Here is a 14020-nt window from a genome sequence, read left to right as displayed (position 1 = left end):
ATGTTATCAATTTCTTTTTTAAACATTTTTTTAGACTGGTCGCGAAAATAATAATATTGACCACTTAATTTATGGAAAAGATTTGGAATTGTAAAATTATTTAATGCAACTTGATTTTCAGCATACTGATTCAAAATATTCTTTTCAATAAATTTAATATTTTTCTTTAATTTATTAATTAATTCCTTCTGAATAGCTTCAACATCTGCTATTCGTTCACTATACAATCTTAAACCAAATTTGTGAGAGCTAATTAAATTTACCGCACCTTTATATTCAAAAATTACTCCCCAATGCATCTTATCCCATCTGAATATTGTTCTAAATCCACATATCTTATGAAGAGTAAATAATAGTATAGACTCGACTGGAAAATCTTTACGAGAAACAGATATTGCTGTTTTTTCATCTAATTTAGATTCAGATGAAGTATCTATTAATTTGAAATCTTGAAATATTCTTTCTAATCGAGCTTTTATGTCTTTGGTGAACTGCATGTCTCTAACTCAAAAAAAAACCCACTTAACAGTAGGGTCTTTTTACAACAATTTCAATGACTTTAATCTCCCGTAACCCCTCTTTAAAAAGAGGGGAACTCCTTCCTTTTTCAAAGGTGAAGAATATATTCCGTAAGGGGAGGATTTAAAGAATTACATCACGCCACATTCCCTTCCAAGAAATCCTGCGCAAAGCGTTGCAATACACCACCCGCTTCATATACAGACACTTCTTCTTCAGTATCTAGGCGACAAGTGACAGGCACTTCAACGATTTCACTCTTACCATCTTCCGTAGCACGCTCAATGACTAAAGTTAACGTCGAACGTGGCGCAATATTACCAATCACGCTATACAGCTCAGTACCATCTAAACCTAAAGTTTTACGGTCAGTTCCTGCTTTAAACTCAAGCGGTAACACGCCCATACCCACCAAGTTAGTACGGTGAATACGCTCAAAACCTTCTGCCACAATCGCTTCAACACCAGCAAGACGAACACCTTTAGCAGCCCAGTCACGACTAGAACCCTGACCATAGTCTTTACCTGCAATGATAATCAGCGGTTGCTTACGATTCATATAAGTTTCAATCGCTTCCCACATACGCATCACTTCGCCTTCAGGCTCTACACGTGCTTTCGAACCTTGCTTAATCGTACCGTCCGCGCGCACCACCATTTCATTAAACAGTTTCGGGTTCGCAAACGTTGCACGTTGTGCCGTCAAGTGGTCACCACGGTGCGTTGCATACGAGTTAAAGTCTTCTTCAGGTACGCCCATTTTATGTAGATACTCACCTGCTGCCGAATCCATCATAATTGCATTCGATGGCGACAAATGATCCGTTGTAATATTGTCAGGCAAGATTGCAAGCGGACGCATGTTCGACAATGTACGAGGTGCAGCCAATGCCCCTTCCCAATACGGTGGACGGCGGATATAGGTACTTTGCGGACGCCAGTCATACAAAGGACTTGCTGCTTTTTCAGTAACACCCAAATCAAACATTGGAATATACACTTTACGGAACTGTTCAGGTTTCACCGCTTCTTTGACCAATGCATCAATTTCTTCATCAGAAGGCCAAATATCTTTCAAGTAAATTGGATTACCGTCTTTATCTGAACCTAAAGCATCTTTTTCGATGTCAAAACGAATGGTTCCTGCAATCGCATACGCTACAACCAGCGGAGGTGATGCCAAGAACGCTTGTTTTGCATAAGGATGGATACGACCATCGAAATTACGGTTACCCGAAAGCACCGCTGTTGCATACAAGTCACGGTCAATAATTTCTTGTTGCAGTTTAGGGTCTAAAGCACCTGACATACCGTTACAGGTGGTACATGCATACGCCACGATACCAAAACCGAGTTTTTCTAAGTCATCCAATACGCCTGCTTCTTCAAGATATAAAGCAGCAGCTTTAGAACCCGGTGCAAAAGAAGATTTCACCCAAGGTTTACGGGTTAAGCCCAATTCATTGGCTTTACGTGCCAATAAACCTGCTGCAACGGTATTACGTGGGTTTGATGTATTGGTACATGACGTAATTGCAGCGATAATCACAGCACCGTCTGGCATTAAGCCATCGCTACGGTTTTCAACAACGCCTGCAATGCCTTTTTCTTTTAAATCCGCAGTCGATACACGTGCATGCGGGTTTGATGGGCCAGCAATATTACGTGTTACTGTTGAAAGATCGAAGCGCAAGACACGTGGATATTCCGCTTGTTTCATATCTGATGCCCAAAGACCAATTTCTTTAGCATAGTTTTCAACAAGTGCAACTTGCTCGGCTTCACGACCTGTCAGGGTTAGATAATCAATGGTGTTTTGGTCAATATAAAACATCGCCGCTGTTGCGCCATATTCAGGTGTCATGTTGGAAATCGTGGCACGATCCCCCACCGACATGCTGTCCGCACCTTCACCAAAGAATTCTAAATATGCACCGACCACACGTTCTTTACGCAAAAACTCAGTTAAAGCTAAAACGATATCGGTTGCAGTGATCCCCGCTTGACGTTGTCCAACAAATTCAACCCCGATAATGTCTGGAAGACGCATCCAAGACGCACGACCGAGCATTACATTTTCAGCTTCTAAACCACCGACACCAATCGAAATCACACCAAGTGCATCGGTATGTGGTGTGTGTGAGTCTGTACCGACACAAGTATCTGGGAATGCCACGCCATCACGATTTTGCACCACTGGAGACATTTTCTCCAAGTTGATTTGGTGCATGATGCCGTTACCCGCTGGGATCACATCAACATTTTCAAATGCTGTCTTGGTCCATTCGATGAAGTGAAAACGGTCTTCGTTACGACGGTCTTCAATGGCACGGTTTTTCTCAAAGGCGTCTGGGTCAAAACCACCGTATTCCACAGCTAAAGAGTGATCGACAATCAACTGTGTTGGCACAACAGGATTCACTTTAGATGGGTCACCACCTTGGTCTGCAATCGCATCACGTAAACCAGCAAGGTCTACCAATGCTGTTTGTCCAAGGATGTCATGGCAAACGACGCGAGCTGGATACCAAGGGAAATCGTGATCTTGTTTTGAGAAAATCAGTTCTTTTAGTGACTGCTCCAAAATGGCAGGATCACAACGACGCACTAACTGTTCAGCCAATACTTTTGAGGTGTATGGAAGTTTTGCATAAGCGCCTGGCTGAATCAGTTCAACGGCTTCTCGCACATCAAAGTATTCTAGCTGGGTGCCTTGCAGTGGTTTGCGGTGATTATTGTTCATAGCGTTCCTGCCTTTGGTGTTTCATTTTTCTTCACTGTCTTTACTAGACAATTCATCTTTGTCTGCTAGGCATACTACACTGTCGAAAACCCATTTCCCAAATCGTTTATATTTCATAAACTTAGGTATAAAAATAGGGGTTTTTGAAATATTTAGTTACATTAACTTTTAAATATTTACTCTAAATATGATTTTTTCTGAAAAATAGCGGAAAATAGCCCTAATTCTTTAGTATTAGATTTTAAGGTAGGCGAGCAATTCATGAGCGATCTAGCTTTCTCCTCTTTCACTTTAATTGGTGTAGATGCACTCAAATTTTTACAAGGTCAAGTGACGGTCAACGTTGAAGCTTTGGCTGAAAATACAACGCAATACACCGCCATTTGTGACTTGAAAGGCCGTATCCACTTTGGTTTGTGGCTGACAAAACGTAACCCTGAACATTTTGAAATTGTCACCACTCAAGACCAGTCGGAAGAATTTGCTAAGCACATTAAAAAGTTTGGTGCTTTCTCTAAAATGAAACTTGAACCTGTGGGTTCAGTTTTCCCAACCTTCACGCAAGACCGTACCACCTTTTCTGCTGAGCCTACCGATATTGCTGCATGGCAAGTGCAAGCCATTACTCATGGTGAGGCATTTATTGACCAAAGCATTGAGCATATGTTTCAACCTCAAGAACTTCGGTTACACCAGCGTGGAGGGGTACACTATGACAAAGGCTGTTATTTGGGACAGGAAGTGATTGCACGTTTATGGTTTAAAGCTAAACCTAAAGCATGGTTACATTTAATTCAGGGTACAGGCAGTGCACCTGCGCAAGCTGAACAGTTGAATAAAGGTATTCAAGTGGTGAACAGCGCTGCGATTGATGGCGGTTATATCGCGTTGGTGGTGGCACGTCCTGAGTCTTTGACCGAACTGGATATGACGGTTTTAGACTTACCAGAACGCTTAAATGGTGATGTGGCTCGCCCACAATAAGTCTATAAATTTTAGAATGTTGTGATAAATTAGCCTCTAAAACTTATTCTTAGTTTTAGAGGCTTTTTTTAACTTAGAGCGATGAGGGATCTTTCTTCCTCACATAATAAATCACACCATCCTTATCATCGGAACAATAATAAGTCCTATTATCTTTTAGGCTGACCACTGCAAGTATCTTTGCAGTGGGTAAAGACATTCACACTCGTTCTTCAGGTATAAACAAAACATAAAAAAATTATTGCTTTAGAACTCTATAGCAAGCATCAGTACTTGGGTAAAAGGCTCATCCAAGGACTTAAACTATTTAACAGCACTATTGAACAGTTCACTCATTTTCAATGAATATGAAATATCAAAAATCATGAAACAGCTTATTCATGTCTTTGCAGAGATAGTCTTTGAATGAAAAATCTCGTGCATGTTTAGCATCAAATTTTGCGGTCACACCGTCTTTTTCAAAAATATATACACGGTCATCTTTGCTCACTAAAAACTCACCACCCAATTTCATCAATAAGGCATCAGTTTTTTCGCCATCTGGAATCGACTCATCGGCCAAAACTTTTAAATAATTTCGCTTAATTGACTTAATAAACATGCTGAACTCACTACTCATTTTCAGCGCTATTTAAACAGAATCTAAGCCAGAATCCTAATAAAACCCGAATCTCATCAGCTACAAATACCAATAACACGTTTCAGACTTTTCCACTGCACAGCACGCGGTTTGTATTGGAAAAAGATATACCGATCAATACAATCAACGGAAATTTGTAAGACCAAGACACAATTCAGATATTTACATTCACACAATTCAACTTATGATGTGAAATGACTAAAAACAAATACACACATAGATGGACTTATGTGTAAGAAAAAGGTTTATAAAACATGAAGAAAATCGTACTTGCAAGCTTAATTGCACTCTCTAGCCAGCTTGCACTTGCAGCCTCCACTCAAGATACCATCAACCCCGAATTTGCCAAGATTGAGGAAATGGTTAAAGCCAACAATATGGCGGGGGCATATCAGGCTTTAGAAAAACTGGCAAAGTCTGGCAACCCACAAGCCATGTATAACTTGGCTTATTTGACTCAGACTGGCCAAGGCACAGCGAAGAATGAGAAGAAAGCCATTCAGCTCTATCAAGATGCTGCAAACAAAGGCTACCCTGTTGCGCATTATGTGCTTGCGAAAAACTATGTCACTGGTACTTTAGGCTTGCCTCAAGACATTAACAAAGCCAAACAACACTTTGAAGCCGCATCTAAACTAGGCTTTGATGATGCAACCGTTGAATATGCCGTGCTGTTATTTTCTGAAAATAAACCAGAGTCTGAAAAGTTAGCCCTTAAGAAACTTGAGCCTTTGGTGAAAAAAGGCAACTATCAAGCCATTCATGCACAAGCTCTGTACGACATCAGCACAGGCTTTAAAAACAAACAAGAAGCGCCGATTCAAAAAGGCCTCAACAGCATTCAAGACTTAGCCAAAAAAGGCTATATTCCTGCCCTGATGGCCGTAGGCAATATGTTTGCTAATGGCAATATCATTCCGCAGAACTTGCCTGAAGCGAAGAAAATTTTCACCGCTTTAGCCAAGGAAAATGTACCGCAAGCCAAAGAATCTTTGGCGATGGTTGATAAAATGATTGCCGATCAAGCCAAAGCCCCTGCTGCAACAGCTGCGGTCAAAAATAAATCTCTTCTTCAAAAAAATACTCTCAATTGAGAGTATTTTTTTCACCACCAAAGACCAATCAAGACACTAACCACCACAAAACTCAATAGCGTACTGATCATCAATGGAGTGAGTGCTTTTTCATTCAAGCCATACACTTGCCCAAAAATTCCAAATAGAGAGGGCATCGGTAAAGCTGCAATCAAGGTCCCTGCATAAATCATCTTTTGGTCTAACTCAGTCAAATAAGTCAGGCCTAAATAGACCAAGATGGGCATACAAATATTTTTAGACCCCACCAGATAAATGGTTTGTAAGTTAAACGATTGAATGGTTAGCCCCACCATGCCCCCACCAATAATAAAGAGCGCTAAAGGTGCTGCGGTCTGGCCTAGCATCGCAAACACTTGGTCGATTAAATGTGGAATTTGAATTTCGAAAATCGCACAACTCATACCAATCATCACCGACAAAAACAGTGGATTTTTAAGTAAAGTGAGAAATGTGGTTTTTAAAATGGAGGCTAAATTGGCTTGTCTTTGTCGCCCTATTTCTGCCAGCGTAAGCATCAATGGAACCAAAAATACACTTTCAATGATCACCACCAATGAAATGTAAATCATCGCTTCACTTCCCATCAGAAGTGTCAAAATTGCTGCTCCCAATAACCCCGTATTGGACATGGATGCACCCAGTGAAAAGACTGCAGCATGGGTAAAGTGATTTTTAAACAGCTTTTGACCTAAAATAAAAGCCGTAATAAATAAACCAAAGGTCACAGCGGCATAAACATAAAAATATGACGGATACCAAATTTCATGCAAATCTTTTGAAGCTAAGGCATGCAACAATAAAGCAGGTAACGCAATTTTGATGACAAAAGCACTGATCGCAGTCATTTGCTCTTTAGCGAGCAACTGGATTTTGACAGAGGCAAAACCAAGGAAGAGCAGGAAAAATACTGGAAAAATTACCGAAAAAATCATTCAAGCTGTTCCTTTTCCAGATGATGTAAATAAAGACCTATCCTAGGATACACCTTTACTCAGTTGAAATATTTTAAAAGACCAATGGGCGAATATATGATTAAAACGCAGAAAACAAATCTTTGATCCCATGTGGCTGACACCGTAAATACTGCGGTGCGATAGAGACTTTCCCACCCAGTTCTGCAGCGGCATGCCACGGCCATCGTGGGTCATACAACATGGCACGCGCCAGACCAATTGCATCCGCTTCTTGCGCTTCTAAAATATGTTCAGCCTGCTTAGCTTCTGTAATCAAGCCCACCGCAATGACTGGAATTTTCACCGCTTGTTTCACTGCATGGGCAAAAGGCACTTGATACTTGGGCTTAATCTGAATGTCTTGTTCCACATGCAAGCCACCACTTGAAACATGAATATAAGCCGCACCGAGTTGCTCTAACACTTTCGATAGCCCAACCGTTGAATCAATATCCCAACTTTCTGTTGCGGTCGACTCCATCCAATCAGTTGCAGATAAACGTATACCTACGGGATAATTTTCAGGAACAGCTTGTTTAATGGCTTGGAATACTTCTAAGGTAAATCGAATGCGGTTTTCAAAACTTCCGCCATATTCATCAGTCCGTCGGTTCGACAGCGGTGACATGAACTGATGCAACAAATAGCCATGGGCTGCATGTAGTTCGATCAGCTCAAAACCTGCATCTACTGCCCGTACTGCTGCACTGGCAAAGTCATCGATGATGTCTTGCATCTCCGCCACACTCAAAGCATGTGGTGCGTGCTCTTCGGGCTTAAAGGGGACATCACTGGCAGACACCGTTTGCCAACCATGCGGTTCATTCGGTTTGATTTGACCTTTTCCCGACCAAGGACGATCGGTCGATGCTTTACGCCCCGCATGTGCCAGTTGAATGGCAAAAGGCATTGGTGAAAGTGTTTTGACTTTTTGAAGCAAGGCCTTCATTTGTGCACGTTGCAAATCATTCCACAGCCCTAAATCCGCAAAACTGATTCGTCCCACAGCTTGTACGGCTGTCGCTTCAATAATACATAAGCCCGCACCTGACAAAGCATAATTGGCCCATTGTTGCTCATGCCAATAGCTCAACTCTCCTGCATCATTGGCTGAGTATTGGCACATCGGTGCAATCACGATTTTATTTGTTAAGTTTAGATCCCCAAATTGAATGGGTTGAAATAATAATGGCATCACCGCTCTCCCTGTACTCACTATGATCTATAACAAATAAAGTGCCTTGCATTCAACGCTAAAAGTGCAAATCTGCTGTCAAACCTTTGCACTTTTATGGCTATCCATTTAGAAAATAATGCGGCTTCCAAGCCCCAAGACCAATGCATTATCCACCACATGGCTTGAACCTGAGTTGACCACATACTGAATGTTGGGACGTAACATTAACCATGGCGTAGGGTTATAGCTATAGTTCAGTTCAATATTGTATTCCGCGCTCGCATCATACTGTACTTTACCCGCAGTGAATCGCTCATTCAGATGTACACGATTCACCCCCAAACCTAAAATATCCGTCGGATGCTGCTCAAATACCCCAATATATTTCAGCCCCACTTGTTGTGAGTTATCTACTTTATTGGTGATGCGGTCATGCCATGTAAAGTTGGCAAAACTATGCAAACCTTGGCGCCCTGCACCCGTTGAAGTCAGTTGCTGTTCGATGGCAATCCATCCTGCAAATGTCCGGTCTTCGCCAACCACACCTTTGCCATAAGCCACGTCATATTGGTTATTTGGATCATCTGCGGTGTTATATATCCCACCGACCCGATAACTCCCCGCCAAACCATTGAATAGTGCTTTCGGTGTCCAAATCACTTCTACTGGAATAGTCACACCGTCGGCATGTTCTGTGTCTAGGCTCCAACCTTGTCCCTCGGCTTTGCCATTGCCATTATCTGGATTGAATTCGTAAACACCAATTTGCGTTATCACTTCAGGGGTCAGTTGATATTTAATGCGACCGCCCCATTGTGAAACCGGCGTATTCATCCAGATATTGCCCTGCCATTTCCCCATTTGTGCGGCACAAAAGGCATTACTAACAAAATCACACGCCATCACATCAAAATCAGAACCCAAACCCAGTCGCCCAACTTTGACACTGAGCCCTTGTTCTTTAAATCGCTTTTCAATCGAAAGCTCAGATAAACGGCTGTCTTGGTTTCCACGGCCATAGGTGGCTTGCACATTGGCTAATTGCGGTGCAGAAGGATCTTGCAAATCTCGAATTGAGGTACTTTGTCCTTGACGCGCAGTCGCAACAAAACGAATGGTGACCCCTTCCCAGCCCGCTAGCTTCTCTAAATCAAATTGTGTACCTAGCCAAAACTGTGAAGCGGTATTTGGGCTTGCACCTGCATTATGCCCGCCATCCGCCAAATAGTTGGTATCTGTTAAAGCATTGGCTTCAAACTTAATGCCTTTTTGCGCCAATTCAGTTCGTTTTCCCTGCCAGTCACCAAACAAATACTGACCATGTACATCCAACATCTGCTCCGCATGACTCACTGTCGCCCAGGCACACATTGCAGTTGCAAATAAAGAGAAAGAAAACTGTCGCATAAAACCTAAGCCCCAAACTAAAATGAAGAACAATCCATTTCATTTAAATGAAAAATTTAATGAAAAGTACATAATTTTTAAACAAAGATCTCAGCAAAATTTTTATCATTAAGTCAAAAAAAGTTATCAATATCGTCCACAGCTATAAATAGAAGATTGGATTCGGGTGATTCATAGCAGTTTTCACTCAATTCAAGAGTGTAATTTAAGGAAGATGATTCCTGATCACACTTGCACTCTAGCTCCGTACAAATGTGCTAAAGGCAAGCCTCTCGTTGAAATCACTTGCAATCTTGCGTGTACACCGCAATATTAACCTCAAGTTTTATCAGCTCATGTTGCCATGCCAGAATTACCCGAAGTTGAAACCACCAAAGCCAGTTTAGCGCCGTTATTAGATCAACAAGTACTCAGTATTGAAGTTCGCCAGTCGAGCCTGCGCTGGCCGATTCCCGCCGATCTCAGCAAACTGGTGGGACAGCGTTTAATTCAACTCAAACGCCGTTCTAAATACATTTTGGCCGTTTTTGAACAAGACACGATGCTTTGGCATTTGGGCATGTCAGGGAGTTTCCGTATTTGTGAGGTGGGTGAAACCCTGCGTAAACACGATCATTTGATTATTCGTTTTGAAGATGTCGAGCTACGCTACCATGATCCGCGCCGCTTCGGCTGTATTTTATGGCTGGATGAATATTCGCAAACCAAGTTAATCGATACACTTGGGCCTGAACCACTGAGTGCTGATTTTAACGCTGAATATTTAAGTCAAAAGTTGAAAAACAAACAGGTCGGCATAAAAGTTGCAATCATGGATAATCATGTGGTGGTTGGTGTCGGAAATATCTATGCCACAGAGAGTTTGTTTAATTTGGGCATACACCCTGCGCAAGTGGCGTCTAGTTTAACGCACGACCAAATTGAAAAATTGGTGGTCGAGATTAAACGTATCTTGCAGCAGGCCATCGACTTAGGTGGGTCTACCCTGCGGGACTATTCCAATGCGATGGGTGAAAATGGCTACTTTCAACAAACCTTATTGGCTTATGGCCGAGCAGGTGAAATGTGTGTGAACTGCGAAACCACGCTTGAAAACATCAAACTGGGACAGCGTGCTTCTGTATTTTGTCCCGAATGCCAACCGCTGAAAAAAGTGCAACCTAAGCCCAAAGCCACAGCTCGAGGAAAAACCAAATGAAAACTGCCATTGTTCGTCATATTTTGGTCAAAGACAAAGACCTCGCTGAACAACTGAAAAAGAAAATCCACGATGGTGCCGATTTCGCCAAAATTGCCAAGCAATATTCCACCTGTAATTCAGCTAAGCGCGGTGGTGAACTGGGTGAAGTCAAAAAAGGCCAATTGGTGCCTGCAATTGATAAATTGGTTTTTAGTGCAGCTGAAAAAGTACTACATGGCCCCATCAAGAGCCAATTTGGTTTTCATTTACTAGAAATTAAATTCCGTATGGATTTTTAAAAAGTTACCCAGTGTGTGATGTGTTTAAGTCTAAGCACATCACAAACACCGTATTTGATTAAGCCTCTTTCATCTCATATGTCCAAGCATCAACACGTTCGCCAGATTCCAGCATCCCTTGCACCCTCACCCGTTGATACTGTATCCCTTCAAACTCATCCAACGCATCCCAATGTTCGGTTAATTTTTCACTGCTAAAAAAATATCCTTCAACTGCTGCTGCTTGCGGATCTAAAATAATGGCGAATAAGCCTTTGTCAGGTCCCCAATCCAAAATATGCACCACGCCATGCACATAGCCTTTTTGCCATGTTCCACCTATACGCTCTAAAAGATAGGCATTTTCATGATTTGGACGGAGCGTCCCATAGACAAATAATTGGTTCATATGGCATCACCACAGCTATTCAATCAGCGCGCATCATAAAGTCAAAATTGTACAAAAACCAGTCTTTGGATAAGTCTCAGACATAAAAAAAACGGCACTTGATGTGCCGTTTTATTTTAACCGTTCGATTACTGACGTTTTTTCAATTCATCACGAATTTCACGTAGCAACTCGATATCTTCTGGCGTTGCTGCTGGTTCTGGCGCTGCTTCTTCTTGTTTACGGCGCATACGATTAATCATTTTCACCATTAAGAACACCACCCATGCCAAAATGATGAAGTTAATTAAAATCGTAAGAAAGTTACCATAAGTCAGGACGTTCACCCCAGCTTTGGTCAACTCATCTAAAGACTGTAAATTATTTGGGTTGTCCCCCAAAACAAAGAATTTCTGTGTGAAATCTACACCACCACCAGTCACAACCGTGATCAATGGCATGATGATGTCTTTCACCAATGAATCGACAATTTTACCAAATGCACCACCGATGATTACACCGACAGCCAAATCAATCATGTTGCCTTTTACCGCAAATTCGCGGAATTCTTGAACAATACTCATCTAAATCTCCAGTTATTTTTTGACTTTAATTTATGTGACGAAGTATACATTAATTTTATAGCTTCATTTCCACGTAATTTACTCGGAAATCATCTGCTTTTATATATTTGTTTGCTAATTTTAAACAAAAAAATGCCATCAATAAATTGATGGCATTTTTAAATGTCACGGCCCCGCATGGGGCAACATCATTTTTAAAACTTATTTACCAGAACGGTTACGTTTACGTTCGTTTTCAGTCAAGTAACGCTTACGGATACGAATTGACTTAGGTGTTACTTCAACTAATTCATCATCTTCAATGAATTCAAGCGCTTGTTCAAGCGTATATTCAACAGCAGGAACAAGAGTCAACGCATCATCAGTACCAGAAGCACGTACGTTTGTTAACTGTTTTGCTTTAGTTGGGTTAACTGTCATGTCATCTGAACGAGAGTTAATACCAATGATCATACCTTCGTAAACTTCTAACTGAGGTTTAGCAAATAGACGACCACGGTCCTGCAATGTGAACAATGCATAGCCAAGGCAAGTACCTTGAACCATAGAAATCAACACACCGTTTTGACGTTTCGCAACAGTACCTTGTTTCATTGGACCGTAATGCGAGAAGCTTGAAGTCATGATCCCTGTACCAGAAGTCATGGTCAAGAATTCTGAACGGAAACCAATTAAGCCACGTGAAGGAACAGTTGCTTCAATACGGATACGGCCTTTACCGTCAACTTCCATATTCGTCATTTCGCCTTTACGGTGACCCATTTGTTCCATTACAGAACCTTGGTGCTGTTCTTCAACGTCAAATGTTACGTTTTCGTATGGCTCTTGCTTTTCGCCATCAACTTCTTTCAAGATTACTTGTGGACGAGATACGCCCATCTCGAAGCCTTCACGACGCATGTTTTCAATAAGAACTGAAAGGTGAAGTTCACCACGACCAGATACTTTGAAACGGTCTGGACTATCAGTGTCTTCAACACGTAACGCTACGTTATGAATTAATTCACGGTCTAAACGCTCACGGATGTTACGTGAAGTTACGAATTTACCTTCTTTACCAGCAAACGGTGAGTTGTTTACTTGGAAAGTCATCGTTACTGTAGGTTCATCTACAGACAATGGTGGTAAAGCTTCAACATTTTTCGGATCACAAATTGTGTCAGAGATATGAAGTTCATCAATACCTGTGATACATACGATATCGCCTGCTTGAGCAGAATCAACATCAACACGTTCTAAACCGTGGTAACCCATGATTTTTAAGATACGACCGTTACGAGTCTTACCTTCTTTATCAATTACAGTAACTTGAGTGTTCAGACCAACTGAACCACGTTGAATACGACCAACACCGATAACACCTACGAAGCTGTTATAGTCAAGTGAAGAAATCTGCATTTGGAATGGACCATCAACATCAACTGCTGGTGGCTCAACAATGTCTACGATGGTTTGGAACAATGGAGTCATATCTTCAGCAAGTTCTTCTGGAGATGGACCAGCAACACCACGAAGACCTGAAGCGTAAACAACTGGGAAGTCTAACTGTTCGTCAGAACCACCAAGGTTATCAAACAAATCAAATACTTGGTCAATAACCCAATCTGGACGCGCGCTTGGCTTGTCGACTTTGTTGATAATTACGATTGGCTTCAAACCACGTGCGAACGCTTTTTGCGTTACGAAACGAGTTTGTGGCATTGGGCCTTCTTGAGAGTCAACAAGAAGAAGTACACAGTCAACCATCGACATTACACGTTCAACTTCACCACCGAAGTCCGCGTGCCCTGGGGTGTCGACGATGTTAATACGGTATTCTGTATTGGTACGTGAATCTAACCATTTGATTGCAGTGTTTTTTGCAAGAATGGTAATACCACGTTCACTTTCAATCGCGCCTGAATCCATGACACGCTCAATCTCGCCTGCACGATCGCCAAGTGCACCTGATTGCTGTAAAAGTTTGTCTACTAGAGTGGTTTTACCGTGGTCAACGTGCGCAATGATGGCAATGTTGCGGAGAGTTTTGATATCTGACATGTAAATTCGATACGCCTAAAGTTTGAGGGC

The 14020-nt window shown here is 41.8% G+C and carries 13 protein-coding genes; 4 read left to right on the top strand and 9 right to left on the bottom strand.

All coding sequences use genetic code 11. The features are described 5' to 3' along the window. Together ACY3FQ_RS03265 and acnD are read right to left on the bottom strand one after the other, a co-directional pair. Nucleotides 1-497: hypothetical protein (locus ACY3FQ_RS03265; RefSeq protein WP_489773628.1), on the bottom strand; the 497-nt coding region annotated here is incomplete at its 3' end. 158 nt (nt 498-655) lie between these two features. Next, entirely contained in the window at nt 656-3262 is a 2607-nt protein-coding gene (gene acnD / locus ACY3FQ_RS03260) for a Fe/S-dependent 2-methylisocitrate dehydratase AcnD (protein WP_005400265.1), read from the bottom strand. Between the two features lie 261 nt (nt 3263-3523). Between acnD and ygfZ the strand changes: the two genes are divergently transcribed. Next, on the top strand, nt 3524-4246 hold the full coding sequence (gene ygfZ / locus ACY3FQ_RS03255; protein ID WP_005400264.1) for a CAF17-like 4Fe-4S cluster assembly/insertion protein YgfZ: 723 nt from the start codon (nt 3524-3526) through the stop codon (nt 4244-4246). Between the two features lie 355 nt (nt 4247-4601). Here ygfZ and ACY3FQ_RS03250 read toward each other — a convergent pair whose 3' ends face one another. After that, nucleotides 4602-4847, bottom strand: a complete 246-nt coding sequence (locus tag ACY3FQ_RS03250; protein WP_039890135.1) for a hypothetical protein — start codon at nt 4845-4847, stop codon at nt 4602-4604. 293 nt (nt 4848-5140) lie between these two features. Here ACY3FQ_RS03250 and ACY3FQ_RS03245 point away from each other — a divergent pair, with 293 nt between their 5' ends. Next, the gene (locus ACY3FQ_RS03245; protein ID WP_005400262.1) at nt 5141-5980 is read left to right on the top strand and encodes a tetratricopeptide repeat protein; all 840 of its coding nucleotides are present in this window, start codon (nt 5141-5143) and stop codon (nt 5978-5980) included. Nucleotides 5981-5991: 11 nt separating this feature from the next. Here the strand turns inward: ACY3FQ_RS03245 and ACY3FQ_RS03240 are convergent, their stop codons facing one another. From ACY3FQ_RS03240 to ACY3FQ_RS03230, 3 genes are all read right to left on the bottom strand, one after another. Then, nucleotides 5992-6915 carry an AEC family transporter gene (locus tag ACY3FQ_RS03240; protein WP_005400261.1) on the bottom strand — a complete coding sequence of 308 codons (924 nt, stop codon included), beginning with the start codon at nt 6913-6915 and terminating at the stop codon, nt 5992-5994. Between the two features lie 100 nt (nt 6916-7015). Beyond that, on the bottom strand, nt 7016-8131 hold the full coding sequence (locus ACY3FQ_RS03235; protein WP_005400260.1) for an NADH:flavin oxidoreductase/NADH oxidase: 1116 nt from the start codon (nt 8129-8131) through the stop codon (nt 7016-7018). A gap of 108 nt (nt 8132-8239) precedes the next feature. After that, a complete protein-coding gene (locus ACY3FQ_RS03230; RefSeq protein WP_039889971.1) occupies nt 8240-9520 on the bottom strand; it encodes a carbohydrate porin in 1281 nt (426 codons plus the stop codon). Between the two features lie 343 nt (nt 9521-9863). Here ACY3FQ_RS03230 and mutM point away from each other — a divergent pair, with 343 nt between their 5' ends. Next, nucleotides 9864-10718, top strand: coding sequence for a bifunctional DNA-formamidopyrimidine glycosylase/DNA-(apurinic or apyrimidinic site) lyase (gene mutM, locus ACY3FQ_RS03225; protein ID WP_004983112.1), 855 nt, complete (start codon nt 9864-9866; stop codon nt 10716-10718). Next, nucleotides 10715-10999 (top strand): peptidylprolyl isomerase, encoded by a 285-nt coding sequence (locus ACY3FQ_RS03220; RefSeq protein WP_005400258.1) that lies wholly within the window; start codon nt 10715-10717, stop codon nt 10997-10999. The genes mutM and ACY3FQ_RS03220 overlap by 4 nt, the downstream gene beginning before the upstream one ends. Nucleotides 11000-11057: 58 nt before the next feature. Here the strand turns inward: ACY3FQ_RS03220 and ACY3FQ_RS03215 are convergent, their stop codons facing one another. From ACY3FQ_RS03215 to typA, 3 genes are all read right to left on the bottom strand, one after another. Then, nucleotides 11058-11387, bottom strand: coding sequence for a gamma-glutamylcyclotransferase family protein (locus tag ACY3FQ_RS03215; RefSeq protein ID WP_005400257.1), 330 nt, complete (start codon nt 11385-11387; stop codon nt 11058-11060). 128 nt (nt 11388-11515) lie between these two features. Continuing rightward, nucleotides 11516-11950 carry a large conductance mechanosensitive channel protein MscL gene (gene mscL / locus ACY3FQ_RS03210; RefSeq protein ID WP_004695171.1) on the bottom strand — a complete coding sequence of 145 codons (435 nt, stop codon included), beginning with the start codon at nt 11948-11950 and terminating at the stop codon, nt 11516-11518. 201 nt (nt 11951-12151) lie between these two features. Beyond that, the gene (typA, locus tag ACY3FQ_RS03205) at nt 12152-13990 is read right to left on the bottom strand and encodes a translational GTPase TypA (protein ID WP_005400256.1); all 1839 of its coding nucleotides are present in this window, start codon (nt 13988-13990) and stop codon (nt 12152-12154) included. Nucleotides 13991-14020: the final 30 nt, after the last annotated feature.

The sequence above is a fragment of the Acinetobacter sp. AB03 genome, from assembly GCF_058107045.1.
Note: the sequence above shows the minus strand (reverse complement) of the source record. Positions and strands in the feature narration are given on the sequence as shown.

What these genes read in the sequence shown, in the direction of transcription:
- acnD (WP_005400265.1), bottom strand. Translation starts at nt 3,262, where the DNA reads ATGAACAATAATCACCGCAAACCACTGCAAGGCACCCAGCTAGAATAC.
- ygfZ (WP_005400264.1), top strand. Translation starts at nt 3,524, where the DNA reads ATGAGCGATCTAGCTTTCTCCTCTTTCACTTTAATTGGTGTAGATGCA.
- ACY3FQ_RS03250 (WP_039890135.1), bottom strand. Translation starts at nt 4,847, where the DNA reads ATGTTTATTAAGTCAATTAAGCGAAATTATTTAAAAGTTTTGGCCGAT.
- ACY3FQ_RS03245 (WP_005400262.1), top strand. Translation starts at nt 5,141, where the DNA reads ATGAAGAAAATCGTACTTGCAAGCTTAATTGCACTCTCTAGCCAGCTT.
- ACY3FQ_RS03240 (WP_005400261.1), bottom strand. Translation starts at nt 6,915, where the DNA reads ATGATTTTTTCGGTAATTTTTCCAGTATTTTTCCTGCTCTTCCTTGGT.
- ACY3FQ_RS03235 (WP_005400260.1), bottom strand. Translation starts at nt 8,131, where the DNA reads ATGCCATTATTATTTCAACCCATTCAATTTGGGGATCTAAACTTAACA.
- ACY3FQ_RS03230 (WP_039889971.1), bottom strand. Translation starts at nt 9,520, where the DNA reads ATGCGACAGTTTTCTTTCTCTTTATTTGCAACTGCAATGTGTGCCTGG.
- mutM (WP_004983112.1), top strand. Translation starts at nt 9,864, where the DNA reads ATGCCAGAATTACCCGAAGTTGAAACCACCAAAGCCAGTTTAGCGCCG.
- ACY3FQ_RS03220 (WP_005400258.1), top strand. Translation starts at nt 10,715, where the DNA reads ATGAAAACTGCCATTGTTCGTCATATTTTGGTCAAAGACAAAGACCTC.
- ACY3FQ_RS03215 (WP_005400257.1), bottom strand. Translation starts at nt 11,387, where the DNA reads ATGAACCAATTATTTGTCTATGGGACGCTCCGTCCAAATCATGAAAAT.
- mscL (WP_004695171.1), bottom strand. Translation starts at nt 11,950, where the DNA reads ATGAGTATTGTTCAAGAATTCCGCGAATTTGCGGTAAAAGGCAACATG.
- typA (WP_005400256.1), bottom strand. Translation starts at nt 13,990, where the DNA reads ATGTCAGATATCAAAACTCTCCGCAACATTGCCATCATTGCGCACGTT.